At 58.0% G+C, this 23,310-nt stretch carries 27 protein-coding genes and 1 other RNA gene; 14 read left to right on the top strand and 14 right to left on the bottom strand.

The annotated features are described in order from the left end of the window. Window positions 1-25 precede the first annotated feature (25 nt). Window positions 26-1,312: a guanine deaminase gene (guaD, locus tag ACR0DH_RS04440; protein ID WP_480547432.1), complete on the top strand. Its 1,287-nt coding sequence runs from the start codon at window positions 26-28 to the stop codon at window positions 1,310-1,312. Here the strand turns inward: guaD and ACR0DH_RS04435 are convergent. The 3 genes from ACR0DH_RS04435 to ACR0DH_RS04425 all read right to left on the bottom strand — a co-directional run bounded on the left by ACR0DH_RS04435 (window position 1,309) and on the right by ACR0DH_RS04425 (window position 3,969). Then, entirely contained in the window at window positions 1,309-2,643 is a 1,335-nt protein-coding gene (locus ACR0DH_RS04435; RefSeq protein WP_480547430.1) for an 8-oxoguanine deaminase, read from the bottom strand. The two genes, guaD and ACR0DH_RS04435, sit on opposite strands and share 4 nt — an antisense overlap. A 112-nt stretch (window positions 2,644-2,755) precedes the next feature. Continuing rightward, window positions 2,756-3,547: a histidinol-phosphatase gene (gene hisN, locus ACR0DH_RS04430; protein WP_480540414.1), complete on the bottom strand. Its 792-nt coding sequence runs from the start codon at window positions 3,545-3,547 to the stop codon at window positions 2,756-2,758. A 50-nt stretch (window positions 3,548-3,597) separates the two neighbouring features. Next, window positions 3,598-3,969, bottom strand: a complete 372-nt coding sequence (locus ACR0DH_RS04425; RefSeq protein ID WP_480501238.1) for a helix-turn-helix domain-containing protein — start codon at window positions 3,967-3,969, stop codon at window positions 3,598-3,600. 321 nt (window positions 3,970-4,290) lie between these two features. On the opposite strand from ACR0DH_RS04425, the gene ACR0DH_RS04420 reads away from it, so the two are divergent. Then, window positions 4,291-5,247 carry an NADPH:quinone oxidoreductase family protein gene (locus ACR0DH_RS04420; protein ID WP_480547428.1) on the top strand — a complete coding sequence of 319 codons (957 nt, stop codon included), beginning with the start codon at window positions 4,291-4,293 and terminating at the stop codon, window positions 5,245-5,247. A 6-nt stretch (window positions 5,248-5,253) separates the two neighbouring features. Here ACR0DH_RS04420 and ACR0DH_RS04415 read toward each other — a convergent pair whose 3' ends face one another. Further along, window positions 5,254-6,135 carry a LysR family transcriptional regulator gene (locus ACR0DH_RS04415; protein ID WP_480547426.1) on the bottom strand — a complete coding sequence of 294 codons (882 nt, stop codon included), beginning with the start codon at window positions 6,133-6,135 and terminating at the stop codon, window positions 5,254-5,256. 127 nt (window positions 6,136-6,262) lie between these two features. Between ACR0DH_RS04415 and ACR0DH_RS04410 the strand changes: the two genes are divergently transcribed. Beyond that, on the top strand, window positions 6,263-6,472 hold the full coding sequence (locus ACR0DH_RS04410) for a YjiS-like domain-containing protein (protein ID WP_480547424.1): 210 nt from the start codon (window positions 6,263-6,265) through the stop codon (window positions 6,470-6,472). Window positions 6,473-6,655: 183 nt separating this feature from the next. Further along, on the top strand, window positions 6,656-7,435 hold the full coding sequence (locus tag ACR0DH_RS04405) for a Bax inhibitor-1/YccA family protein (RefSeq protein ID WP_170531842.1): 780 nt from the start codon (window positions 6,656-6,658) through the stop codon (window positions 7,433-7,435). Window positions 7,436-7,565: 130 nt separating this feature from the next. Here ACR0DH_RS04405 and ACR0DH_RS04400 read toward each other — a convergent pair whose 3' ends face one another. The 8 genes from ACR0DH_RS04400 to gatC all read right to left on the bottom strand — a co-directional run bounded on the left by ACR0DH_RS04400 (window position 7,566) and on the right by gatC (window position 13,041). Continuing rightward, complete coding sequence (locus ACR0DH_RS04400; RefSeq protein WP_480547422.1) at window positions 7,566-8,072, bottom strand: hypothetical protein; 507 nt, start codon at window positions 8,070-8,072, stop codon at window positions 7,566-7,568. Between the two features lie 207 nt (window positions 8,073-8,279). Continuing rightward, complete coding sequence (gene rpmG / locus ACR0DH_RS04395; protein WP_005630270.1) at window positions 8,280-8,447, bottom strand: 50S ribosomal protein L33; 168 nt, start codon at window positions 8,445-8,447, stop codon at window positions 8,280-8,282. A gap of 125 nt (window positions 8,448-8,572) precedes the next feature. Beyond that, on the bottom strand, window positions 8,573-9,280 hold the full coding sequence (locus ACR0DH_RS04390; RefSeq protein WP_480547420.1) for a DUF533 domain-containing protein: 708 nt from the start codon (window positions 9,278-9,280) through the stop codon (window positions 8,573-8,575). A 118-nt stretch (window positions 9,281-9,398) separates the two neighbouring features. Continuing rightward, an RNA gene (gene rnpB / locus ACR0DH_RS04385) (RNase P RNA component class A) lies at window positions 9,399-9,798 on the bottom strand. Between the two features lie 12 nt (window positions 9,799-9,810). Beyond that, a complete protein-coding gene (locus ACR0DH_RS04380; RefSeq protein ID WP_480827780.1) occupies window positions 9,811-10,536 on the bottom strand; it encodes an N-acetylmuramoyl-L-alanine amidase in 726 nt (241 codons plus the stop codon). Next, complete coding sequence (locus ACR0DH_RS04375; RefSeq protein WP_480547416.1) at window positions 10,520-11,224, bottom strand: hypothetical protein; 705 nt, start codon at window positions 11,222-11,224, stop codon at window positions 10,520-10,522. The genes ACR0DH_RS04380 and ACR0DH_RS04375 overlap by 17 nt, the downstream gene beginning before the upstream one ends. Window positions 11,225-11,262: 38 nt before the next feature. Continuing rightward, entirely contained in the window at window positions 11,263-12,750 is a 1,488-nt protein-coding gene (gene gatA, locus ACR0DH_RS04370) for an Asp-tRNA(Asn)/Glu-tRNA(Gln) amidotransferase subunit GatA (RefSeq protein WP_480547414.1), read from the bottom strand. Between the two features lie 3 nt (window positions 12,751-12,753). Beyond that, window positions 12,754-13,041 carry an Asp-tRNA(Asn)/Glu-tRNA(Gln) amidotransferase subunit GatC gene (gene gatC / locus ACR0DH_RS04365; RefSeq protein WP_039536649.1) on the bottom strand — a complete coding sequence of 96 codons (288 nt, stop codon included), beginning with the start codon at window positions 13,039-13,041 and terminating at the stop codon, window positions 12,754-12,756. A gap of 228 nt (window positions 13,042-13,269) precedes the next feature. Between gatC and ACR0DH_RS04360 the strand changes: the two genes are divergently transcribed. From ACR0DH_RS04360 to ACR0DH_RS04350, 3 genes are all read left to right on the top strand, one after another. After that, window positions 13,270-13,428, top strand: a complete 159-nt coding sequence (locus ACR0DH_RS04360) for a hypothetical protein (RefSeq protein ID WP_170531829.1) — start codon at window positions 13,270-13,272, stop codon at window positions 13,426-13,428. 152 nt (window positions 13,429-13,580) lie between these two features. Then, window positions 13,581-14,144 carry a DUF4202 domain-containing protein gene (locus ACR0DH_RS04355; protein WP_480547412.1) on the top strand — a complete coding sequence of 188 codons (564 nt, stop codon included), beginning with the start codon at window positions 13,581-13,583 and terminating at the stop codon, window positions 14,142-14,144. A gap of 118 nt (window positions 14,145-14,262) precedes the next feature. Continuing rightward, window positions 14,263-14,952, top strand: a complete 690-nt coding sequence (locus ACR0DH_RS04350) for an SGNH/GDSL hydrolase family protein (protein ID WP_480547410.1) — start codon at window positions 14,263-14,265, stop codon at window positions 14,950-14,952. Here the strand turns inward: ACR0DH_RS04350 and ACR0DH_RS04345 are convergent. Beyond that, the gene (locus ACR0DH_RS04345) at window positions 14,933-15,610 is read right to left on the bottom strand and encodes a ceramidase domain-containing protein (protein WP_480547408.1); all 678 of its coding nucleotides are present in this window, start codon (window positions 15,608-15,610) and stop codon (window positions 14,933-14,935) included. The two genes, ACR0DH_RS04350 and ACR0DH_RS04345, sit on opposite strands and share 20 nt — an antisense overlap. A gap of 59 nt (window positions 15,611-15,669) precedes the next feature. Between ACR0DH_RS04345 and ACR0DH_RS04340 the strand changes: the two genes are divergently transcribed. After that, window positions 15,670-16,362, top strand: a complete 693-nt coding sequence (locus ACR0DH_RS04340) for a metal-dependent hydrolase (RefSeq protein ID WP_480547406.1) — start codon at window positions 15,670-15,672, stop codon at window positions 16,360-16,362. After that, the gene (locus ACR0DH_RS04335; RefSeq protein ID WP_480547404.1) at window positions 16,362-17,528 is read left to right on the top strand and encodes a M24 family metallopeptidase; all 1,167 of its coding nucleotides are present in this window, start codon (window positions 16,362-16,364) and stop codon (window positions 17,526-17,528) included. Before ACR0DH_RS04340 ends, ACR0DH_RS04335 begins: the two co-directional genes overlap by 1 nt. On the opposite strand, the gene ACR0DH_RS04330 is transcribed toward ACR0DH_RS04335, so the two are convergent. Then, window positions 17,525-17,977, bottom strand: coding sequence for a nucleoside deaminase (locus tag ACR0DH_RS04330; RefSeq protein WP_480547402.1), 453 nt, complete (start codon window positions 17,975-17,977; stop codon window positions 17,525-17,527). The two genes, ACR0DH_RS04335 and ACR0DH_RS04330, sit on opposite strands and share 4 nt — an antisense overlap. A gap of 62 nt (window positions 17,978-18,039) precedes the next feature. Between ACR0DH_RS04330 and ACR0DH_RS04325 the strand changes: the two genes are divergently transcribed. The 5 genes from ACR0DH_RS04325 (at window position 18,040) to ACR0DH_RS04305 (ending at window position 23,305) form a co-directional block, all read left to right on the top strand. Continuing rightward, window positions 18,040-18,855 carry a pseudouridine synthase gene (locus ACR0DH_RS04325; RefSeq protein WP_480547400.1) on the top strand — a complete coding sequence of 272 codons (816 nt, stop codon included), beginning with the start codon at window positions 18,040-18,042 and terminating at the stop codon, window positions 18,853-18,855. Window positions 18,856-19,029: 174 nt separating this feature from the next. Then, window positions 19,030-19,944, top strand: coding sequence for a 5-bromo-4-chloroindolyl phosphate hydrolysis family protein (locus ACR0DH_RS04320; RefSeq protein WP_480547398.1), 915 nt, complete (start codon window positions 19,030-19,032; stop codon window positions 19,942-19,944). 30 nt (window positions 19,945-19,974) lie between these two features. After that, entirely contained in the window at window positions 19,975-21,165 is a 1,191-nt protein-coding gene (locus ACR0DH_RS04315; protein ID WP_480547396.1) for a toxic anion resistance protein, read from the top strand. Between the two features lie 11 nt (window positions 21,166-21,176). Then, window positions 21,177-22,133, top strand: coding sequence for a DUF2927 domain-containing protein (locus tag ACR0DH_RS04310; protein WP_480547394.1), 957 nt, complete (start codon window positions 21,177-21,179; stop codon window positions 22,131-22,133). Window positions 22,134-22,156: 23 nt separating this feature from the next. Beyond that, window positions 22,157-23,305 (top strand): SPFH domain-containing protein, encoded by a 1,149-nt coding sequence (locus tag ACR0DH_RS04305; protein ID WP_480540377.1) that lies wholly within the window; start codon window positions 22,157-22,159, stop codon window positions 23,303-23,305. Window positions 23,306-23,310 lie beyond the last annotated feature (5 nt).

Below are 23,310 nucleotides of genomic sequence, written 5' to 3'. Positions count from 1 at the left end.
CTCAAATAGCTAGGGAACAGGGCGAATGGTGCAAAAGACGCTTTTGAAAGGGCGCATACTGAGTTTCGACGGATCGCCCTTTGACGGGGTACCTACCGACGCGACCCGTCTGGACGAGGCGCTGGTGATCGAAGACGGGCGCGTGCAAGCTGTCGGTTCACTGGACACGCTGGCCGATGCTCATCCGGGTGCCGAAACTCGGGACTATGGCAACCACCTGATCATGGCCGGTTTTGTGGACCCTCACGTCCATTACCCGCAAACCGCCATGATCGCGAGCTGGGGCAAACGGCTGATCGACTGGCTGAACACCTATACCTTCCCCGAAGAGATGAAGTTCGGCGATACCAACTATGCGACCGAGATCGCGAACCGCTATCTCGACCTGACAACGGCGCATGGCACCACCACCATGTGCAGCTTCTGCACGATCCATCCCGAAAGCGTCGATGCGTTCTTCTCGGTCGCGCAACAACGCGGGCAACGGGTTGTAGCTGGCAAAACCTGCATGGATCGCAACGCGCCTGAGGGTTTGCAGGACAATGCGCAAACAGCGTATGACCAGTCCGCGGCGCTGCTGGAGAAATGGCACCACGTGGATCGTCTGTCTTACGCGATCACACCTCGGTTTTCGCCCACATCCACGCCTGAACAGCTTGAGGCTTTGGGGGCGCTTTGGGCAGAACATCCACATTGCCTGATGCAAACCCATCTGAGCGAGCAGACGGATGAGATCGAATGGGTTAGGTCGCTGTTCCCGAATACGCGGGACTATCTGGACACCTATGAGAAATTCGGTCTTCTAGGTCGAAATGGTCTTTACGGTCACGTTATCCATCTGGAAGACCGTGAACGCGACAGGTTGCGTGAAGTTGATGCAGCGCTGGTGCATTGCCCGACTTCGAACACCTTCATCGGCTCGGGCCTGTTTGACATGAATGGGTTGATCCATGACGGCCACCGGGTCGGGTTGGCGACCGATACCGGCGGCGGGTCCAGCTTTTCGATGCTGCGCACGATGGCCGCCGCTTATGAGATCGGCCAACTGCGCGGGCGCCCTCTGCATCCGGCGCAATTGCTGTGGCTGGGTACAGTCGGATCAGCCCGGACACTGCGGATGGACGACTGCATCGGCAACGTCGCCCCGGGGATGGAGGCCGATCTGGTTGTCATCGACCTTGCCTCGACCCCAGCCATCGCCCAGCGCGAGGCCCATGCGGATGATCTGTGGGAAGCAGTCTTCCCGACCATCATGATGGGCGACGACCGCGCCATTGCCGACGTCTGGATCAACGGGCAGCGCGCGGGTTAATCCCGCAACGCCCGCGCCAATGCGTTCTGCCGCTCAATGGCCAACGGCAAGTCAATCGTTGCAATATGACCGTCCCGTACGATCTGACGCCCCTCGACGAACAGGTGTTTGACCTGCATAGGCCCGGCCAACAGCAAAGCAGCGGGGTCCCAACTGCCCGCGCTTTCGATGCAGCACGTGTCCCACACGGCGATATCGGCCCGCTTGCCCGGTATCAGCCGGCCGCAATCGGGCCGTCCAAGTACATCCGCGCCGCCTCGGGTTGCAATCTCCAGCGCTTCGCGAGCTGACATGGCGTCGGCCCCGTTTGCGACACGTTGCAAGAGCATCGCCTGCCGCGCCTCAAGCATCAGATTGCCGTTGTCATTGCTGGCCGACCCATCCGCGCCGAGCCCAACATTCACGCCCTGATCGCGCATGGTTCGCACCGGTGCGATACCCGATCCGAGACGGCAGTTCGAACAAGGGCAATGGGCTACCCCGGTTCCGGATTTCGAGAACAGATCGATCTCGGCCCCGTCCAGCTTGACGCAATGCGCGTGCCAGACATCGGGGCCGGTCCAGCCTAGATCCTCGGCATATTGGCCCGGACGGCAGCCAAATTGCGCCTGGGAATAAGCGATATCTTCGTCATTCTCGGCCAAATGGGTGTGCAGCATGACGCCCTTATCGCGCGCCAGCAGAGCGGCATCGCGCATCAGGTCCCGGCTGACTGAAAAGGGCGAACAGGGCGCGAGGCCAACCCGGCACATCGATCCCTCGCTCGGATCATGGAACGCATCCACAACGCGGATCATGTCTTTCAGGATATCATTTTCAGCCTCAACCAGACTGTCCGGCGGCAGGCCCCCGTCACTTTCGCCAATGCTCATCGCGCCGCGGGTGGGATGAAAGCGTAGGCCCAGGTCCGAGGCGGCGGAAATCGTATCCTCCAGCCGTGCGCCATTGGGATAGAGGTACAGGTGATCGGAACTGAGGGTGCAGCCGGATAGTGCCAGCTCGGCCAGCCCGATCTGGGCTGAGGTAAACATCTGCTCCGGCCCGAACCGCGCCCAGATGGGATAGAGCGTTTGCAGCCAGCCAAACAGCAACGCGTCCTGCCCGCCCGGAACCGCGCGGGTCAGGGTCTGGTAAAGGTGATGATGCGTGTTCACCAGACCCGGCGTGACCACGCAGCCCCTGGCATCATGCACCTCGCCCGTTGTCGTCAGCCCGTGACCAAGTTGCGAGATCTGGCCGTTGCGGATCAGGATATCTGCATCGTTTAGCTCGCGACGGTCATCATCCATGGTCAGGATGGTATCTGCGTTTTTGATAAGAAATTCAGTCATAGCGGCACTCCTGCAATTGCCTGTCTCATGCAAGGAATGCGAGGCCGGTGGAAAACAGGCGTAAGAACCGGCTGATACCAGTTTAGCGTCAGGGCGTTACTGGGGCAATGGTTTAGTAGGTGCGCAGGATGTCTAGCGCGGCCGCATGAATCTCGGCATTGGCAGCTGCAAGGGCACGTCCACCATTATGCGCGGGTCCGCCTTGCCAATCGGTTACGATGCCACCAGCAGCCTCGATCACCGCAATCGGAGCTTGAATATCATAGGCGTTCAACCCCGCCTCGATCACCAGATCCGCCTGTCCCGCAGCCAGCAGCGCGTAGGCATAGCAATCCATGCCATAGCGCGTCAGTTGTACCTGTTTTGACACAGCTTCGAACCCTGCGCGATCTTCAGAGGTGCCGACTTCAGGGAAGGTTGTGAACAGGGTGGCTTGTTCGAGCGTCTTTACTGCACGCGTCGCCAACTGTGATGTGCCCAAGGGCCCGGTCAGCTGCGCAATCTCGGACGACCCTCTGAACCGTTCGCCTATATAGGGTTGATCGATCACCCCCAGTTCTGGGCCGGCTGAGGTGCTGAGCGCGATCAAAACGCCCCACGTCGGTGTGCCACTGACAAATCCGCGCGTTCCGTCGATTGGGTCCAGAACCCAAACGCGACCGCTTTGGCCTTCGGACTGGCCATACTCTTCACCTAAGATGCCGTCATCGGGGCGAAGACGTTGCAACACCTCGCGCATTGCTTTTTCAGCCGCGCGATCTGCGATAGTGACGGGATCAAACCCGCCTTCCAGCTTGTTAGCGGTTTCAAGATCGTGTTGGCGAAAATGCGGAAGAATGGCCGCGCGCGCCGCGTCGGCCATTTCTTCAGCAACATCCATATCGGTCAGATGGGTCTGGTGCATGGGCCACTGGTGCGGCCAACGCCTGTCAAAGTCAAGCGCGCGCGATCAGATCACGCTACGTCACTCAGAACCCGTGCCAATTCGAACAGACGGCGGCGCTGATTTTCCGGGATTGCGTAGTAAGAGCGCACCAGATCCAACGCTTCCTTATCCCCCATCAGGTCCGCAGGCACAGACTTCTTTTCATCCGCGCTTTTCTGAACCTCTTCCAGCCCTTCAAAGAAAAAGCTGACAGGAACTTCCAATGCCTCAGCAATGTCCCAAAGGCGAGAAGCACTGATTCGGTTGGCACCGGTTTCGTATTTTTGGATCTGTTGAAACTTGATACCAACTTGCTGCGCCAATTGCTGTTGGGTCATCCCAATCAGCCAGCGGCGATGCCGAACGCGCTTGCCCACATGGACATCGACGTGATGAGTCATTGGTATTCTCCTTTAGTACACAAACATCTGATCGGGATTGCGCGACGTCCGGTATCGCAACATTAGAGAATGGAATTTAACCATTCCCTAATACGGATCGTGCCTCCCCCGATTACAGCACTAGCTGCCTTTATTACTTTTTTTTGATCATTTTTCAAGATGGTTGAGTCATGCAGCCAGAACGATGGTTTATGGTTGTGTCCCTGATTGGCCAAAGCCGCGAACACCGTGTTGCTTTTTGGGTCAAGCTCGGCCGCCCAATATCATTGACAAGTCCCGTGCAAAACGCACCTATGCCCGGTGCAGGGAGATGATCAGATTATGCAGGCATTTCACATTCAATCCGCAGGTGAGCAGGCCAAGCTTTGCCAGATCACCACACCTAATCCCTCCTTGGGTCAGGTGCGCGTTGCGATCAAAGCCTGCGGACTGAATTTTGCCGACCTTCTGATGCAAAAAGGGACATATCAGGACACGCCCGCCGCTCCGTTCACATTGGGGATGGAGGTTGCGGGTGTCATAGATGCGGTGGGTGCCGATGTAAGCGGCATCAGCATTGGTGATCGCGTGGCCGTCTATTCAGGACAGGGTGGGCTGGCGGAATTTGGGGTTTTTGACGCCGCACGGGTGATATCACTGCCCGACACGATCAGCTTCGAAGAGGCGGCGGCGATCCAGATCGCATATGGAACCAGCCACCTGGCACTGGATCACCGTGCCAGGTTGCAGCCGGGTGAAACACTGCTGGTTACCGGCGCGGCGGGCGGGGTTGGCCTGACAGCGGTCGAGATTGGTAAGTTGATGGGGGCAACCGTAATCGCGCAGGCACGCGGGGCGGACAAGCTGGCCGTTGCCAAAGCTGCGGGCGCAGATCACTTGATCGACACCTCAGAAGACCTAAGAGACGCGGTCAAAGCGTTGGGTGGCGCAGATGTCGTCTATGACGCAATCGGTGGCGACGTGTTCAAAGCGGCCTTTCGGGCCACGAACCCCGAAGGGCGTCTGCTGCCCATCGGGTTTGCCGGTGGAGAGGTTCCGCAAATCCCCGCCAATCACCTACTGGTCAAAAACCTGACGGTGATTGGCTTCTATATTGGCGGTTATCTGACCTTCCGACCCGAAATCGTAAGGGACAGTTTCAACACGTTGTTTCGCTGGCACAGTGAAGGCAAGATCAAGCCGCATATCAGCCACATCTTGCCCTTGTCCGAAGTCGCACAGGGAATGCAGCTGCTGAAAGAACGCAAGTCCACCGGCAAGGTCGTTATCACAATCTAAACTCCTTTATCCCGCGACCGCACGCAGCGGGCTGCCCCCCAGCAGGCGGAAATTCTGCCTGACCAGATGCGCCAGGGCATCGACAATCGGGTCCCGCCCTTCATTGCCGCCGTAGAGGTTGATCATATGGGCCGGCAATTCCGGAAGCGCACCACCTGATTCGATCTGTTCCAGATGCGCGGCTTCGGTTCCGTCCAGCATGGCATGAACGGCCAAATCGGCACTGACGGTGGCCTCGATGGTTCGGTCATTCTCGGTTTCCACCGACAATTCCCAAGGGATGCCAGCCGCGTCCAACGCCGCGATCACCTGCGGGCGGAACAGACATCGGCGCCCCAAAGCCAAGGGCAACGGACGCTTTCGCCAGGCAGAACCGCCCTGCGCACCGATCCAGCGTAGCGGTAGCTCAGCGATGGTTTCGGACCCATCAACGGGGGTCGGCTCGGTGGTCAGGATCACATCGCATTCGCCCCGCTTGAGCATATCTTTTAGCTGTAACGAATAGGATGACACCAGTTGCACGCGAACACGCGGAAAATCGGAGTTGAACCGTTGCAGAACACGTGGAATGGCCGGATAGACAATGTCATGCGGCACGCCCAGTACGACTTCGCCCTCGAACGCCTGATCAGTCAGTTTCGAGATCACCTCGTCATTCAGCGCGATCATTCGACGCGCATAGGTCAATAACTGCTCACCCGAGGCGGTAAGCGCGATCGTGCGTCCACTGCGATCCAGCAGTTCAAGGCCCAGCAACTCCTCTAGACGCTTAAGCTGCATCGAAACTGCAGACTGTGTCAGATGCAGAAAACCAGCTGCACGGGTGACCCCACCCTGATCGGCAACCGCCATGAACGAGCGTAAGGTGGTAATGTCCAGATTTCGCATCTTCACGATCCCTTATGTGACTCATCAAAAATATTCGTTTTTAAAATATGACATGCCTTGCCATATACATCAAGGAAGTTGATCGGTTTTCGGGAAACCATCAGAGAATGCAGAAAGGACAATATTTATGACCCAAATTGCGCTCAAACAGACCCGTCAAAACGCAACGCGCCCTATGATGTCGTTGATCCAACACATGTTTGCAGTGAGGCGCCAGCGCCGCCGATTGATGCAACTGGAAAATACGTCTTTGGAAGACATGGGAATTACCCGAGAAGAGGCGATGGAAGAAGCGCGCCGTTACCTTTGGGATGCCCCAAACTACTGGAAAAGATGAATCGTATGCTCATGTTTTTAAGGCGATAGGTGACGCTGGGTTGCCTATCGCCTTTTTTGTTGCGTGTTTTAGTCGGTTTTCCGACGGAAACTCTTGAAATACAGCCCCTAGTTGCCGATATTTAACGGGAAACCGCCCCGCTTTGCCGGGGCGTAATAACACGAGCTAAAGGGAGACCCTTTGATGGCACAATTCGACACGGTCCGGACGGTATCCGGCGCGCGCGCCGCCGAGATTGATCAGGGCCTGCGCGCCCATATGAATAAAGTCTACGGCACAATGTCCGTCGGCATGCTGATCACAGCATTGGCAGCTTGGGCGATTGCCGGGCTTGCGGTCACCAGCGACCCGTCAAATGCAGTGGCGCAGATTGGCGCTGACCGCTACCTGACCAGCCTGGGCGGAACTCTGTTCCTGTCGCCGCTGAAGTGGGTTGTCATGTTTGCACCGCTTGCCTTTATCCTGTTCGGCTGGGGTGCTCTGATGCGTCGCGGTTCCGCCGCGACTGTTCAGCTTGGCTTCTTCGTCTTCGCGGCCGTGATGGGCGTGTCGATGAGTTCGATCTTCATGATATTTACGCCCTACTCGATCACACAGACCTTCCTGGTCACCGCAATCGCGTTTGGTGGTCTTAGCCTTTATGGCTACACCACCAAGCGGAACCTCAGCGGCATGGGCACCTTCCTGATGATGGGTGTGATCGGTCTGCTTGTGGCGATGGTGATCAACCTGTTCCTGCAGTCGGGTGTAATGATGCTGGCCATCTCGGCCATCGGTATCCTGATCTTTGCGGGTCTGACCGCCTACTACACGCAGGACATCAAGAACACATATGTCGCACATGCCGCACATGGCGATCAGGAATGGCTGGACAAAGCCGCCTTTGACGGCGCGCTGAGCCTGTACATCTCGTTCCTGAACATGTTCCAGTTCCTGCTGATGTTCATGGGGCAACAGGAATAAAGCTTCACAGCATTGCAAATGCATATGGGCCGGTTGAAAGACCGGCCCTTTTCTTTTGTCCAACGTCATGTTGCAAAAGAAAACCCCCGCCTGTTTAGCGGGGGTGTTCGAATAAAGACTGTTCGATTTACTAGCTGCAGTTCAGTGGAACGGCAAAACCAGAGCTGCGGCTTGACGATCCTTTTCCGAAAACATCACCAGCTGCCAGACAGCCTGTGAAGCGTTCGGTCTCGTCTCCAAAGATTGCACCGATCGAGTTATCCACGCGTGTCGCGCTGTTGCGGGTACGCAGAACACCATAGACCGTGCCGTTCACATCGACCGTGCTAAGGAACAGATCGGTCGCGCTGCCAGACAATTGCACCGCGTTGTCCGGGCTCACACCACCATTGTCGATGGCCACCCGCGCCTTTTTGATAGGGTCAACCTGATCACTAATTACAGCGATGGTTGGCAGTTCGGCCAGCTCTGCCGGAACATTGGTCGCTGGCGGTACAAAGGCGACCGCGCCGGGAACGTCCGAGATGGTGCGGGGTTCTCCATCAATTCCAGTGAACCCAACACCTTGCCGGTTAAAGGGATCTTCACAGGCCGCAACGGCCAGAACGATGGTTGTGGATAACAAGATTTTTTTCATGGCGCTCAACATTTTGTGGCGGTTTGCTGAACCGTACTTGCAGGTTTTGGCAAAAAGCAAGCCGCAGGCAAAACGATTGGCCCCAAGCGTGATGCGTCGCTGCAACGGCCCGTTGACCGATCGGATCGCTGTATTGCTTGTCACCGGGCAAGAAAAAAGGCTCTGCCAAAGCAGAGCCTTTCCCGAAAGTCATAGTAGAAGGGCAGATTACTTAATCTTGCCTTCCTTGTACTCGACATGCTTGCGAGCGACCGGGTCGTATTTGCGAACGGTCATTTTCTCGGTCATGGTGCGCGCGTTTTTCTTGGTCACGTAGAAGTGGCCCGTGCCCGCGGTCGAGTTCAGACGGATCTTGATTGTCGTCGGCTTCGCCATGGTTATCTCCTGCGTCCGAAAAGGCAGGGCCCTTCGGTTGAATTCCTATGAGCGTGCGCTTTTACGCTGTGCACCGCCCATGTCAAGGCCAATCACACCTACAATGCGCAGGTTTTGTTGCTGACCTAACGAGGCAATGTCGGTGCGCCCATATAGGTGTGAATCTGATCCCGGTCGGCATCTGACAGGCCCAGAGCGGTTGCCAGTTGAAGCAGGTAGGATGCCTCACGTTCGTTATCCAATCGAATCGCGGCCAAAGAGGTTGCGTAGATCTGTGCCTTGAGGGGAGCCCCCACATCAGCAGCGAGTCCCATGACATCAATCGGCGCCTCCATCTGATCGAGGACAAAGGCGCGTTCCTCATCACTTATGTCGTCACCCAATTCGCCAACGATTGTCTGCTTTTCCTGTTCGTCCAGCTCTCCATCCGCCTTGGCGGCCTGGATCATGGCACGCAGCATGAGTTTGGCCTGCTCCTCCATCGCGGCCCCGGCTGGCGTGCCGCTGAGCACTGTTTCCATCATATTGGCAGTTTGCTGGCCGCTGGTTTTAGCTGCACCCTGCATCGCGTTGAGCAAACCGCCCAAACCCGCAGCCCCGGCTGCCCCGCCGCCCAGCCCCATCTTGCCGATCATGTCCTGCAATCCAGATGCGCCGCCCGGCATGCCAAACTGCTCGGCCATTTTCCCAAGCTGGTCCATGCCAAAACCACCGCCTGTGCCTTGCATCATGTTTTGCAAGCCGGCCATGCCGCCCATTTCCTTGTACTTTTCCATGCCCTTTGCCGCCGCAAAACCAACCGCAACGGATGCCAGTGTTTTTAGGAAACTCATACCGCTCCTCCCCGGTTCACAAAATCCATGTACGTCAGGGTAACAGCAGACGGGTTCTTAGAATACTGGCTGTGTGGCCGTGGGCGGATTGCCACTTAGCGGTCGGGTGATTTGAGATACGCGCGGAGGGCCTGTAAGCCGGATCTTGTTCCGGGGTTGCCCCCTTCGATGACCATTCCTCTAGGCCGCGCATTGCTGCGCGGCTCAAGCTGCCAACCCGGTCCCTCTGGGCCAAGACGTGCTTAGCGGCGGTATCGGCTTGCGCCGACCGGCCCGCGCGGGGACCCTATTTGGCATTGCTCCCGGTGGGGCTTGCCGTGCCGCCCCTGTTGCCAGGGGCGCGGTGGGCTCTTACCCCACCGTTTCACCCTTACCTTTGACCAAAGCCGCAGGCGGTCTGATTTCTGTGGCGCTTTCCGTCGGGTTGCCCCGCCCGGGCGTTACCCGGCACCGTTGCCTTGTGGAGTCCGGACTTTCCTCTCGGGTCTTGCGACCCCAGCAGCCATCCGGCCCTCCGCGCAAAAGCCCGACTAAACGTCCGCTCGGATACCGTCAAGTCGTTCCATCAACCCTGCCAACCTTTCGATATCTCCCATGTCCTTTTTGGACAGCGGACCGCTTCGCGTCGGAAAAAACCGACTTCTGAAGGCTTTCAGTAGATCTTCGGTCGGGGCTTCTGGATATCCCGCTCTCATCGCAGTGAACGCAAAGTGATTTTCATCTGGCGGCATTTCATCGAGACAAATTCCCTTGAGAAGCGTTGGCCCAACAGCCAGTCTGCCACGCGCAAGGCGGTCCCAATCAAACTTGGGTCCGGGATCAAATTTTCGCTGGGGTGCCATGTCCGAATGCCCGATTACATTCCATGGTTTGATCCCCAAACGGTCTTGAACATCCAACAGCAGGTTTTCCAGAACAGACATTTGCAGTTCCGAAAACGGAACCTGCCCCGTATTGTCCAATTCGATCCCGATAGATCGCGAATTGGTGTCACGTCGCCCGCGCCACTCCCCTACCCCGGCATGCCAGGCACGGTCTTCTTCGCGCACCATTTGCCAAAGCGTACCATCATTGCCGATCAGGTAGTGTGCCGAGACCTCAGCCTGTGGGTCGCAAAGCCGATCCAGCGCCGCTTCTGCGCTACCCATCGCGGTATAGTGCAGGACAATTAGCTGAGGACTAAGCCCATCCCGTCGCGCGCCGAAATTGGGCGACGGATGCCAGATGGCTGAGGGGTGATCAGTTGCTGACAGCACTGCGGAACGGGCTGGGATCCCAGTTACAGGCAAAGCCATCCCCATCCGGGTCCAGCCCCTTGCGGTCGCGCTGAGGGCCACCGCTGGTCAGGAATTCGATCTGCGCCTGATCCGCCGATGGGAACCGAGCGCAATTGCGTTGTGCCTTGGCTTGAAGGTTAAAGCCAGCCCGGCTGTACAGCTGGGTTCCAACAGGGTTTGTGGTGCTGAGCGCATATTGCACGATATTGGGTTGGCCATCTGCGCCACGTTCGGGGACGGCGGTTGGGGCGACAACCTCGTAGGTTTCGCGATTTTGTTCAATCCGTGCCGCGTCAGATTCGATGCTGCGACGGCCCGAGACAGCCGCGAAATCCTGTTCGTCAGAAATCGCCGGATTGCTGGGCGCTGGACCAGTTTGAACAGTCTGGCCCGAGGTGCTGGCCAGCGCAGCAGCAGCCTGGTTGGCGATATCCGCATTCTCACCAGTGGCGAGTGATTGCGGCAAGGCAGAACCTGGTGCGCCCAAGGGCTGTTGCGAGACATCGACTGGTGCCAGCAATGGGTTGTCGACGGTCCCTTGCCCGGCCAATTGTGCCTCACGTTGGGCCTGATAGCTTGGCGTATTAAATCCCGTTCCCTGCACCGGCGCGACTGTATCACAGGCCGCGACAAGGGCGATGACAGGAACCAAAGCAAAAACACGCATTCAACCGCTCCGTTACTCGTGATCAGGCAGCCTGAGACTTACCACCATTTTGCTGGCTTTGCCACAAACCCGGCGGCGTTTTCCAACGCATAGGCGGTGTTGAGCAGGTCGCCTTCATCCCAAGGCCGTCCGATCAGTTGCAGACCCAGCGGAAGCCCTTGTTTGTCGAGGCCTGCGGGTACTGAGATGCCCGGCAGACCGGCAAGGTTCACGGTCACAGTAAAGACGTCGTTCAAGTACATTTGAACAGGATCGGCCTCTGTCATTTCGCCCAAACCGAAGGAGGCGGACGGGGTGGCCGGAGTTAGGATCGCGTCGATGCCTGCGGCGAAGACATCCTCGAAGTCTTTCTTGATCAATGTGCGAACTTTGCGGGCGCGGTTGTAATACGCGTCGTAGAAGCCTGCCGACAGCACGTAGGTCCCGATCATCACGCGGCGCTGAACTTCGTGGCCAAAGCCTTCGGCGCGGGTTTTCTCGTACATCTCGGTGATGCCATCGCCCTGCGCCAGCGCCGCGCGGCGCCCGTAGCGGACACCGTCATAGCGGGCGAGGTTCGAGGATGCCTCGGCAGGCGCGATCACGTAGTAAGCGGGCAGCGCGTATTTCGTGTGCGGCAGCGAGATATCGACGATCTCGGCCCCTGCGTCTTTCAGCATGGCGGCACCATCGGCCCAGAGTTTTTCGATCTCGGCAGGCATACCGTCCATGCGGTATTCTTTCGGGATACCGATTTTCTTGCCCTTGATGTCACCGGTCAGCATCGCTTCGAAATTCGGAACGGCCAGTTCGGTGCTGGTGGAATCCTTCGGGTCATGGCCGCACATGGTTTCCAGCATGATCGCCGCGTCGCGCACGTTCTTGGTCATCGGACCAGCCTGATCCAACGAAGAGGCAAAGGCCACGATGCCCCAGCGCGAGCAACGGCCATAGGTCGGCTTGATGCCGGTGATGCCTGTAAAGGCCGCAGGCTGGCGGATCGAGCCGCCGGTATCGGTGCCGGTTGCCGCCAGACACAGATCAGCCGACACAGCCGAGGCCGAGCCACCAGACGAGCCGCCCGGTGTCAGCTGCGCGTCGTCATTGCCGCGACGCCACGGGCTGACCGCATTGCCGTAGACAGAAGTTTCGTTGGACGAGCCCATTGCGAATTCGTCCATGTTCAGCTTGCCCAGCATCACGGCTCCGGCATCAGCCAGTTGCTGAGAAACGGTGGATTCGTATTCGGGCTTGAACCCGTCCAAAATTTTCGAGGCCGCTTGCGAGGGCACGCCCTTGGTGCAGAACAGATCCTTGATGCCGATCGGCAGACCGCACATCGAGGGCGCATCGCCGCCCTTGATCCGCTCATCCGCTGCCATGGCACGCTCCAGCGCGATTTCGGGCGTTTTGTGCACAAAAGCGTTCAGAGCGTCCGCGTCATCAATGGCCTTTAGGCAGGACTCGGTCAGTTCAACCGAGGTCACATCACCCTTGCGCAGCGCATCGCGGGCCTCGGCCAGGCCCAGTTTGTTCAGATCGCTCATGTCTTACTCCACCACTTTGGGGACTGCGAAAAAGCCTTCGCGCGCGTCGGGTGCATTGGCCAGAACCTTGTCCTGCTGGTTTCCGTCTGTGACCACATCTTCACGACGCTTCAGGCGCATCGGTTCGACCGAGACCATCGGCTCGACCCCATCGACATCCACTTCGTTCAGTTGCTCGATGAACCCAAGGATGGTGTTGAACTCGGATGCCAGCGCCGGCAGCGCGTCATCCTCGACCTTGATACGGGCCAGTTTGGCCACCTTGGCGGCGGTGCTTTGGTCAATCGACATCGGAAAACCTCATATGCGTTAGGGGGCATTTACCTGTCTGTTGCCGCAGTCGCAAGGCCAGTAGGCCCCGACAAGGGACAAGTTATCGTGCCGGATTTCACCACCCATTCGCTGGTGAATAGCCGGTATGCACAAAAGTAAACCAATTAGTTCACTTCAAATCTTGAAAAACTAAACCGAACTGTTCATTTCATCTATTGTGAAACGACACAAACCTGGAGACAGAACATGAAAAGCCTCATCACTGCCGTTACGTTGTCCGCCTCTCTTCTGGCCGCACCGGCCATGGCGATGGGCATCAGTTCACTGAACCTGACCCGTGATCTGACCTTCCCCACCCCGATCACCGAGCCCGTCACGCAAGATCAGGTCAAACCGGGCAAGTAAGCAGATCACCTGCCCCTCTGCCGGGTCAGATTCCCCCTCATCTGACCCGGCCATGTCAGAATTGGGTGCTGCACATGTTGTGGCATCTCGCTACGGTGGCTTATCAAGATTGTGCGGATTGCCAAGATCCGCAAAAGCCAACGGAGTAAAACATGAGCGCGCGCAAACAAGCAGTCCTGGATGCCATTGACGCGGCCAATGCACATGATCCCAATGTTGATGATGGACAGCCTGAAGCTTTGCTGTATGGCAAACGCATGAGCGCAGAGATGGACCGGCTGTATCCCAATGCCTCGGATACACTTCAGATTGCAGCGCGCGGACAGCATATCGAACGCTGGAAACTGGCGCGGAGCGAGTATCCCGAGGGTCGCGCCGGATATCTGGCTTGGCGCAAGGCGCAGGGTGTACATCATGCAAATACCGTAATGTCCTTGATGACCGAAGGTGGGTACAGCGAACCGGAGATCGACGCCGCAGGCCGCATGTTGCGCAAGCAGGGCATCAAACGCGACGCCGAGGTTCAGGCACTGGAAGATGTGATCTGCTTTGTCTTTCTAAAATGGTATTTCCAGCCATTCGCAGGCAAGCATTCCCCGGAAAAAATCCAGAGCATTGTCGAAAAGACCGCACGCAAAATGTCACCCGAAGGGCGCGCACGGGTTTTAGTTGAATTTGACCTGCCGGAGCACCTGGCTGCCGCCTTTCATGGCTGACACAGCGGATGCGCTGAACCAGGTTCATTAATCGTGCGTTAACCAACGCCAGGTTAGCTTTGCATGAACCATATTCAGCCCATATGGGCGCTTCTTAACTCCAATTTCCGGGTCAAAGATGTCCAGAAATCTGTGTCTTGTCGTCGGCATTCTATTTGCCTTGGTCGGATGTCAGGAAATGCCTGCCAGCAAACCGGATGCAAAAGTCATTGCGATCGGCGATTCGCTGATGGCGTGGAACTCGCCCTCGGGTTCATCAATCCCCGATGTTATCGAAGAAACGATTGGTGCACCGGTCGTTGACCGCACGGTGTCTGCAGCTTGGCTGCAAACGAAATTTGACCCGGATGGCGCACCTGAATCTGGGGTTCAAGCACAATATATCAAAGGGGACTGGTCCTGGGCCATTGTAAACGGCGGCGGTAACGATCTGATGCTGGGTTGCGGATGCACACGCTGCGATGCCGTTCTGGACAATATGATCTCGGCTGATGGTCAGCATGGTCAAATACCGCAGTTCCTGCGCCAGATTCGGGCAACCGGCACCCGCGTGATTTATGTCGGTTACTTGCGCAGTCCCAATCTGATCACGCCGATCGAACATTGCAAAGCCGAAGGGGATGAGTTTGAGGCCCGCATTGCCAAACTGGCACAGCAGGATGAGGGGATTACCTTCGTCTCATCTCAGGACGTGGCGAAGCCCGGCGATGCCTCATATTTCTCGTTTGACCTGATTCATCCATCGCGTAAATCCAGCCGGATCATCGGTCAGCGCGTTGCAGCCGTTATCAAAGCGCAGGATACTTGACGGCGCCCGCCCGCATGCGGATCAAAGCCCTGCGATAAGCCTCAATCATCCAACCGAGCATCGTGGCATTCAGGATATGCCACATGAAATGCGTGCCTGTCGGAAACTGCGAACAGATCGGCTGATCCAAAGAACGGAACGTGATTGACAGGATCAGAATGAACGCGCCAATCGTCATATCCCTGGCAAACTGCGGTTGCCGGTCGCGCAGCAGATACGCGTAGATCAGGATCAACAAGGGCACTGGTGCATAAGCGGCCGAGCTGCCAAGGCCAGGCACCCACTGGAACAAAGGGATCGTCGCCGCTGCGTAGGGAACAAACAGAATGGTCCCGCCCAGCGCATATCCCCATGGCATACGCCAGATATTTTTGTTTACGGCAAAGATGTAGATCAAGATGAACAGCAAGATCGGCGTGACATCGGCAACGGCCGCCCAGACCTGTGCATGGGTATGAAACAAATAGCTGCCCACACCGATGATCCCAAGCACCAGAACCAGCGCTATCGCAAGAGGCATGTCTTGCCCGCGCACCCGCCGCCACATGATAAAGGCCGAGATCAGAAAGGCGGCATTGGTGACCGCATTGATCGGCTCGGCCCAATAGGCGGCTGACAGTCTTTCACAATAGCTGTCGATTTCCTGCATCCAATCCATAGAATTTTACATAGCGGATGCTAGGCTGGTGCCAAGAGGCATCATCGGAGGATTTCAGTATGAACATCATTTGGTTGGGACATGGCAGTTTCCGCATCGAGACCGGCGGTCAAGTGCTGTTGATTGATCCCTGGCTGACGGGTAACCCGGTTCTGCCTGAAGACCAGCATGACGCCGCATTGGACGGGGCAACGCATATCTTGCTGACTCATACGCATTTCGACCACGTGGTCGATGTGCTGCCTTTGGCCAAGCACCTGAAGGTACCGGTTGTGGGTCAGTACGATCTGATGGGCTATTGGGCCGAGGCCGAAGAGATCGAAACCATCGGTTTCAACAAAGGCGGAACCGTCAACCTGAACGGCGTCAAGGTCACAATGATTCCCGCCTCGCACAGTTCGACATTCTCCACACCTGACGGGCTGCGGACTGGCGGCAGCGAGGTCGGTTATATGATCGCCACCGAGGGGCGCATGCTTTATGTGTCGGGCGATACGGACATCATGGCCGACATGGACTGGATGGGGGATTATTACAAACCCGATATCGGCATCCTTTCGGCAGGTGGCCATTTCACCATGGATATGAAGGCGACAGCCTATGCCGCCAAGCGGTATTTCAACTTCAAGACGGTGATCCCCTGCCACTACAAGACCTTCCCGATCCTAGAACAATCCGCCCAGGCGCTTGTCGACGGGTTGCCGGGGGTTGATGTGATAGAACCCGAGGTTATGAAAGCAATCTCCCTCTGATGCCGGCCTCGGATTTCAGCACGCAGGAATACGCGCACCGTTTGGCCAAGACCCGCGCAGCTATGGCGCAGTGCGGGGTTGAGACCTTGCTGATCACGGATCCATCCAACATGGCCTGGCTGACGGGCTATGACGGGTGGAGCTTCTATGTTCCCCAAATGGTGATCCTGCCTGCGAAAGGCGCGCCCCTTTGGTGGGGGCGCACGCAGGACAAAGCGGGCGCAGCCCAGACCACATGGCTGGACCCGTCAGACCTGTTGGACTGGCCCGAAGAACATGTTCAGCACCCTGATCACCACCCCGTCGACGCGCTGGTCACTACGCTGCGCGATCGAGGTTGGAACACTGGGCTGGGTGTCGAGATGGACAACTATTACTACTCGGCCGCCAGCCACCAGGTTCTTGAACGCGCCTTTGGCGAATTGATCGACGCCACCGGCCTTGTGAACTGGCAGCGTGCGGTCAAAAGCGAGGCCGAGATCGCGATGATGCGCAAGGCGGGTCAGTTGACGGCGCATATGCACGAAGTATTGCGTGCGACATTTCGTGAAGGTCTTCCCAAAAACCAACTGGTTGCCGAAGTGCAAGCGGCAGGCATTGTCGGACTTCCCGGCTTGGCTGGGGACTACCCTGCGATTGTGCCAATTGCGCCGTCGGGCCGCGAAGCCTCGGCCTCGCATATCACTTGGAACGACAGGCCTTTGGCACGTGGCGAGGCAACCTATTTCGAAATCTCGGGCTGCTATCGCCGCTATCACTGTCCAGCCAGCCGCAGTCTGTTCCTGGGTAACCCACCAGACGATATCCGCCGGGCTGAAGCAGCAGTTCTGGCCGCGATTGAGGCAACTTTGGCAGCCGCCCGCCCCGGCACCACATGCGAGGAAATCGCCGCCTGCGTTTATGACAGCTTTGCCCGTGCCGGATATGAGAAGCGCAACCGCACTGGATATCCGATCGGGCTCAGCTATCCACCCGACTGGGGAGAACGCACCATGAGCCTGAGGCCCGGCGACACAACGGAACTGCAGGAAAACATGACGTTTCATTTGATGCCAGGTCTGTGGACACCGGATTGGGGTTTGGCGATTACCGAAAGCTTTGTCGTGACCCCCAATGGCGGGCAACCACTGGCCGATATCCCACGCGAGATTGTGGTGAAGCCTTAAGCGCGTTGCGCCGCGAAAAAACTTCTCAGCAATTCGGCGGATTCCTCTGCGGCGATACCGTCATAGATTTCGGGCTGATGATGCGCCTGCGGGTGCGAAAACACCCGCGCACCATGGGCAACACCACCCGATTTCGGATCGGACGCGCCATAGTAAATGCGCCGGATACGGGCCGCGGCCATCGCTGCAGCGCACATCGCGCAAGGTTCCAGCGTGACATAAAGGTCATGCCCAGGCAGCCTTTCTGAGCCAGCTTCGGCGCAGGCGGCGCGCAAGGCCAGTATTTCGGCATGGGCCGTCGGGTCGTTCAATTCGCGCGTCCGGTTCCCTGCGGACGCCGCGACGCGACCATCGGGAGTGACGATAACGGCACCAACGGGAACTTCACCCCGTTCGGCGGCTGCGCGCGCCTCGGCCAGCGCCTTGTCCATATGTGATTTGAACGCCATGCCTCTGACTGCCTCAGAAACCTGCCTTTCGCAAGCGGGCGCGATGAGGTATGGCCGGGACCATGAACAATACCCCCCCTCCCGGCGACCGGATCGCCAAAGTGCTGGCCCGTGCAGGCGTCGCCTCGCGGCGTGAGGCTGAACGTATGATCGAAGCAGGCCGCGTCACGGTGAACGGCAAGGTGATCGACAGCCCCGCCCTGAACGTGACCGGCAAAGACAAGATCACCGTCGACGGCAAACCGGTTTCTGAACCCGAACCCTCGCGCCTGTGGCTCTATCACAAGCCGACCGGACTGGTGACAACGACGAAGGACGAAAAAGGCCGCGCGACGATTTTCGACGAATTGCCCGAGGATATGCCGCGTGTGATGTCCGTGGGCCGGCTGGACTTGAACTCGGAAGGGTTGCTGTTGCTAACCAATGACGGCGGCATCAAGCGCAAACTGGAACTGCCCTCAACCGGGTGGCTGCGCAAATACCGCGTGCGGGTCAACGGGCGCCCCAAGGAAGAGGATTTCGCCCCCCTGCGCAAAGGGCTGGTGATCGACGGAGAGCGGTTCCAGCCTATGACCGTCTCACTGGATCGCCAGCAAGGCGCAAATGCCTGGCTGACAATCGGTCTGCGCGAAGGCAAGAACCGAGAGATTCGCCGCGCGATAGAAGATGTCGGTTTCACCGTAAACCGTCTGCTCCGCGTCTCTTATGGCCCCTTTCAGCTGGGTGACCTGAAACCCGGCCAGGTAGAAGAAGTCCGCCGCCGTGTTATGCGCGATCAACTGGGGCTGGATGGGGGAGCCAAACCCGAGGGCACCGCCAAACGCGCCGCTCGCCCGCAACGCAAACGGCCTGCAATCGGCAAGAAACCCCGCAAGTGATGCGGGTTTAGCAACCTTCCCCCTAGCGCCAAGCCTGCGTATCCCCTAGATTTTCTGGGAACGCTGCGATTTGGGGGGCTGAATGTCCGGGAGCGGAGTGCAAAAACTGGCCTATGCGGCCCTGCTGGTGCTGTTGTTCGGCGTCTGCACCGGGCTGCTGGGAGGGCTGTAGCCATGGCCAAACGGTTTGGCGGCAAATACAGCCCGCAGGGCGGGTCTGAACCAGATGGACCACCGCCGCGCGGCCAATTTGATGGGGCGCGGGTTGAGCCTGCTGGTGCACGGGCCAACGTCCTGTTCATTCCAGCGATCCCGTTGGTCTTTTTGTCGTTGAATGATGGCGCAATTGGCATGACCATGGGCCTTGTGGCCGCTGGCCTGCTGACCGCTGCGGCGTTCTTGCTACGTGAGGGGTTGCGAGCCGAAGCTGCCTACAACGCACGCAAAACCGCCCGCCGGCCGGCCTTTCCGCGCAAGATCTTTGCCAGCATACTGACCGGTCTCGGCACCGCGCTGGCCGCTTATCGGAGCGAGTATCTGGATGCCCAGGCCGTTGGCCATGCCAGCCTGTTGGCGCCAGTGTTGTTCGGCACAGCGGCCACTGTATTGCATTCGGTCTCCTTTGGCTTTGATCCGCTGAAGCACAAAGGCATGGAAGGCATCGACACATTTCAGCAAGATCGCGTGGCCCGCGTGGTTGATGATGCCGAAAAGCATCTGACCCAGATGACCGATGCGATCAAACGCGCCGGTGATCGCCGGATCGAAGCGCGGGTTGAACGGTTTCAGGACACAGCCCGCGATCTGTTTCGCACGGTCGAAGAAGACCCGCGCGATCTGGCTGGAGCGCGAAAATATCTGACTGTGTATTTGCAAGGTGCACGCGATGCGACCATTAAGTTCGCCGATGTTTATGCCCGCACCCGGGATGGTCAGGCCCTGGCTGACTATTCGGCTCTTCTGGATGATCTGGAACAGAATTTCGCCGCGCGCACGCGCAAAATGCTATTGGATGACCGCAGTGATCTGACGGTCGAAATTGACGTGTTGCGCGACAGGCTGCAGCGCGAAGGCGTCCGGTTGGACTGACCGGCCACACAGTAAGCGAGGAACATCCCCATGTCCGATGAGATCAAGAACAAGGCGGTCGAAGCCGAAACCCTGGTGCAGGAAGTCACTGCCGTCGCCCTGCCCGAACCAACGACCGAGCTTGTCTCGCTGGAAGAAGCCGACGAACCAGTCGGGGCTGAGATTCGCAAACGCATGGGCGAAATCGACATGGATGACACCAACTCGATCGTGTCTTTCGGATCTTCTGCTCAGGCCGAGTTGCAGGAAATCAGCCAGGCCATGCTGGCCGATGTGCGCAACAAGGATGTGGGCCCCGCCGGGGATAGCCTGCGCAATATTGTGACCACGATCCGTGGGTTCTCAGTCAGCGAACTGGATGTTCGACGCGAACGCAGTTGGTGGGAAAAACTGCTGGGCAAGGCCGCGCCTTTTGCCAAGTTCACCGCGCAATACGAAGAGGTTCAAAGCCAGATCGACCGCATCACGGACAATCTGCTGAGCCACGAACATACGCTGCTCAAAGACATCAAATCACTGGACCTGCTGTATGAAAAGACGCTGAGTTTCTATGACGAGTTGGCGCTTTATATTGCAGCGGGCGAAGAGAAGCTGACCGAGCTCGACAGTCATGACATTCCCGAAAAGGAAGTCGAGGTTCAGGCCGCGCCTGAGGAAGAACAGGTGATGAAGGCGCAGGAACTTCGTGATCTGCGCGCCGCGCGTGACGATCTTGAACGCCGGGTACATGACTTGAAACTGACCCGTCAGGTGACAATGCAGTCGCTGCCATCAATCCGATTGGTTCAGGAGAACGACAAATCGCTGGTCACCAAGATCAACTCGACCCTGGTGAACACCGTGCCTCTGTGGGAAACCCAGCTGGCACAGGCCGTCACCATTCAGCGCAGCGCCGAAGCTGCGGCTGCTGTGCGGGATGCCAATGATCTGACCAACGAACTTCTGACCGCAAACGCCGCCAATTTGCGCGAAAGCAACAAGATGATCCGCGAAGAGATGGAGCGTGGTGTCTTTGATATCGAGGCCGTCAAACAGGCCAACGCCGATCTAATCGGAACGATTAATGAAAGCCTTGCCATTGCCGATGAGGGCAAAGCAAAGCGCGCGGCAGCCGAGGAAGAGCTCAAGAAGATGGAAACCGAACTGCGCGACACGCTTGCTGCAGCTAAAGCCCGGCGTGATGGAACTGGCGACAACGCCGGAACGGCCGTTCCAGGATAAGGCAGGCAGGGGTGCGGCCTTTGACCCATACAAAGCTGGGCCTCGGGGTCGCTGCGCTGCTGACACTGGTCGGCTGTGAAGAGGTCCTGACGCCGTCTGCCGCGCCGGAACCGCGCCCAGTGCTCCCGCCGCCAGCGGCCAATGCCTATGTGCCGCCGTCTGCCGCCAGTCAGGATCTGGCGCGTTTCTATCAACGTATCGAGCGCGACTTGTTGGCACGCGGTTTATTACGAACTGACGGGGGCGGCCCGGATACGCCGTATGATGCGAGCGATCTGGAACGTAACTTCGAGACGATTGCATTCTATAGTGAATACCCGAACCACAGTATTTCAATCGGATCGCGCCAGACTGACGGGCAGCTCAGTCGTTGGGTTGGCCCCGTTCGCGTTCAAACCGAGTTTGGACCATCGATACTGCCAGCCACACGCCAGAAAGATGCCGCAGATGTGCAATCTTATGCGGCGCGACTGGCGCGGCTCACCGGGCATTCGATTTCGATCGTCACCCGCAAGCCCAATTTCCACGTATTCTTCGCAGGCAAGGATGACAGCGCCTATGTGGTATCCCGCCTCAGGCAGTTGATTCCAAACATAAGCCAAGCCTCGCTTGACCTGGTGGCCAACCCTCGTTCGAATTTCGATTGTTTTGTGTTCGCCTCGGCGAATACCTCATCGCCTAACAAATATGTGCGAGCGGTCACCCTGATACGGTCCGAGCTGCCCGACTTGGTGCGGCTCAGTTGTATCCATGAAGAGATTGCGCAAGGTCTGGGCCTGTCCAATGACAGCCCCGCCGCGCGCCCGTCCATCTTTAACGACGATGACGAGTTCGCACTGCTGACAAGTCATGATGAGAAACTGCTGCAAATGCTTTACGATCCGCGCCTCAAGCCCGGTGTATCGGTCGATCAGGCCCGCCCCGTGGTGCGGATCATTGCGCGTGAACTGATGGGTCAGCCGCTCTGACCCCTAAAGACAGGAGACCCCAAATGGGAATTTTCGATTTTTTGACCGGAGAGTTCATTGATGTCATCCATTGGGTGGATGACACCCGCGATACCATGGTCTGGCGGTTCGAGCGTGAGGGGCACGAGATTAAGTACGGTGCCAAGCTGACCGTGCGCGAAGGGCAAGCCGCAGTGTTTGTGCACGAGGGGCAATTGGCGGATGTGTTCACGCCGGGTCTTTACATGCTTGAGACCAACAACATGCCAATCCTGACGACGCTTCAGCATTGGGATCACGGCTTTCAGTCGCCATTCAAATCCGAGGTCTATTTCGTCAACACCACCCGGTTCAACGACCTGAAATGGGGCACGAAGAACCCGATCATGCTGCGCGATCCGGAGTTCGGCCCGACGCGGATCCGGGCCTATGGCACCTATACCGTGCGGGTGAAGGACCCGGCCAAATTTCTGGTCGAGATCGTCGGTACCGATGGTGAATTCACCATGGACGAGATCAGCTTTCAGATCCGCAACATCATCGTGCAGGAATTTAGCCGCGTGATCGCGGGATCGGGCATCCCGGTTCTGGATATGGCGGCCAATACCGCCGACCTGGGCAAGCTGATCGCGGCTGAGGTGTCGCCCGTGTTGGATAGCTACGGGTTGGAAATGCCCGAGTTCTACATCGAGAACATCTCATTGCCACCCGCCGTCGAGGCCGCTTTGGACAAGCGCACCTCGATGGGACTGGCGGGTGATCTGGGCAAGTTCACCCAGTATTCAGCAGCTGAGGCTATGACGGCAGCGGCCAATAATCCCGGTCAGGGTGGCGGCATGGGTGCGGGCCTTGGCATGGGAATGGGCATGGCGATGGCCAATCAAATGGCGAACATGGCAGCGGGCCAACCGAGCGGCCCGTGGGGATCTTCCGCCCCCGCTGCCCCACAACCGGCTGCACAGATGGCACCGCCTCCCCCGCCCCCGGTTGAGCATGTGTGGCATATCGCAGTAGACGGTCAAACAACCGGGCCGTTTTCCAAGGCCAAGATGGGCCGCATGGCCGCTGAAGGAGAGCTAACGCGCGACACCCATGTCTGGACAGCCGGTCAGGATGGCTGGAAAAAGGCCGGGGACGTGCAGGAACTGGCGCAGTTGTTTACCATCTTGCCGCCTCCTCCGCCCGGAGCCTAAGCCGC

The sequence above is a fragment of the Ruegeria sp. I1 genome, from assembly GCF_056532675.1.
Note: the sequence above shows the minus strand (reverse complement) of the source record. Positions and strands in the feature narration are given on the sequence as shown.

Excerpts from the sequence above, each read along its gene's own strand:
- guaD (WP_480547432.1), top strand. The coding sequence starts at position 26 with ATGGTGCAAAAGACGCTTTTGAAAGGGCGCATACTGAGTTTCGACGGA.
- ACR0DH_RS04435 (WP_480547430.1), bottom strand. The coding sequence starts at position 2,643 with ATGACTGAATTTCTTATCAAAAACGCAGATACCATCCTGACCATGGAT.
- hisN (WP_480540414.1), bottom strand. The coding sequence starts at position 3,547 with ATGCACCAGACCCATCTGACCGATATGGATGTTGCTGAAGAAATGGCC.
- ACR0DH_RS04425 (WP_480501238.1), bottom strand. The coding sequence starts at position 3,969 with ATGACTCATCACGTCGATGTCCATGTGGGCAAGCGCGTTCGGCATCGC.
- ACR0DH_RS04420 (WP_480547428.1), top strand. The coding sequence starts at position 4,291 with ATGCAGGCATTTCACATTCAATCCGCAGGTGAGCAGGCCAAGCTTTGC.
- ACR0DH_RS04415 (WP_480547426.1), bottom strand. The coding sequence starts at position 6,135 with ATGCGAAATCTGGACATTACCACCTTACGCTCGTTCATGGCGGTTGCC.
- ACR0DH_RS04410 (WP_480547424.1), top strand. The coding sequence starts at position 6,263 with ATGACCCAAATTGCGCTCAAACAGACCCGTCAAAACGCAACGCGCCCT.
- ACR0DH_RS04405 (WP_170531842.1), top strand. The coding sequence starts at position 6,656 with ATGGCACAATTCGACACGGTCCGGACGGTATCCGGCGCGCGCGCCGCC.
- ACR0DH_RS04400 (WP_480547422.1), bottom strand. The coding sequence starts at position 8,072 with ATGAAAAAAATCTTGTTATCCACAACCATCGTTCTGGCCGTTGCGGCC.
- rpmG (WP_005630270.1), bottom strand. The coding sequence starts at position 8,447 with ATGGCGAAGCCGACGACAATCAAGATCCGTCTGAACTCGACCGCGGGC.
- ACR0DH_RS04390 (WP_480547420.1), bottom strand. The coding sequence starts at position 9,280 with ATGAGTTTCCTAAAAACACTGGCATCCGTTGCGGTTGGTTTTGCGGCG.
- ACR0DH_RS04375 (WP_480547416.1), bottom strand. The coding sequence starts at position 11,224 with ATGCGTGTTTTTGCTTTGGTTCCTGTCATCGCCCTTGTCGCGGCCTGT.
- gatA (WP_480547414.1), bottom strand. The coding sequence starts at position 12,750 with ATGAGCGATCTGAACAAACTGGGCCTGGCCGAGGCCCGCGATGCGCTG.
- gatC (WP_039536649.1), bottom strand. The coding sequence starts at position 13,041 with ATGTCGATTGACCAAAGCACCGCCGCCAAGGTGGCCAAACTGGCCCGT.
- ACR0DH_RS04360 (WP_170531829.1), top strand. The coding sequence starts at position 13,270 with ATGAAAAGCCTCATCACTGCCGTTACGTTGTCCGCCTCTCTTCTGGCC.
- ACR0DH_RS04355 (WP_480547412.1), top strand. The coding sequence starts at position 13,581 with ATGAGCGCGCGCAAACAAGCAGTCCTGGATGCCATTGACGCGGCCAAT.
- ACR0DH_RS04350 (WP_480547410.1), top strand. The coding sequence starts at position 14,263 with ATGTCCAGAAATCTGTGTCTTGTCGTCGGCATTCTATTTGCCTTGGTC.
- ACR0DH_RS04345 (WP_480547408.1), bottom strand. The coding sequence starts at position 15,610 with ATGGATTGGATGCAGGAAATCGACAGCTATTGTGAAAGACTGTCAGCC.
- ACR0DH_RS04340 (WP_480547406.1), top strand. The coding sequence starts at position 15,670 with ATGAACATCATTTGGTTGGGACATGGCAGTTTCCGCATCGAGACCGGC.
- ACR0DH_RS04335 (WP_480547404.1), top strand. The coding sequence starts at position 16,362 with ATGCCGGCCTCGGATTTCAGCACGCAGGAATACGCGCACCGTTTGGCC.
- ACR0DH_RS04330 (WP_480547402.1), bottom strand. The coding sequence starts at position 17,977 with ATGGCGTTCAAATCACATATGGACAAGGCGCTGGCCGAGGCGCGCGCA.
- ACR0DH_RS04325 (WP_480547400.1), top strand. The coding sequence starts at position 18,040 with ATGAACAATACCCCCCCTCCCGGCGACCGGATCGCCAAAGTGCTGGCC.
- ACR0DH_RS04320 (WP_480547398.1), top strand. The coding sequence starts at position 19,030 with ATGGCCAAACGGTTTGGCGGCAAATACAGCCCGCAGGGCGGGTCTGAA.
- ACR0DH_RS04315 (WP_480547396.1), top strand. The coding sequence starts at position 19,975 with ATGTCCGATGAGATCAAGAACAAGGCGGTCGAAGCCGAAACCCTGGTG.
- ACR0DH_RS04305 (WP_480540377.1), top strand. The coding sequence starts at position 22,157 with ATGGGAATTTTCGATTTTTTGACCGGAGAGTTCATTGATGTCATCCAT.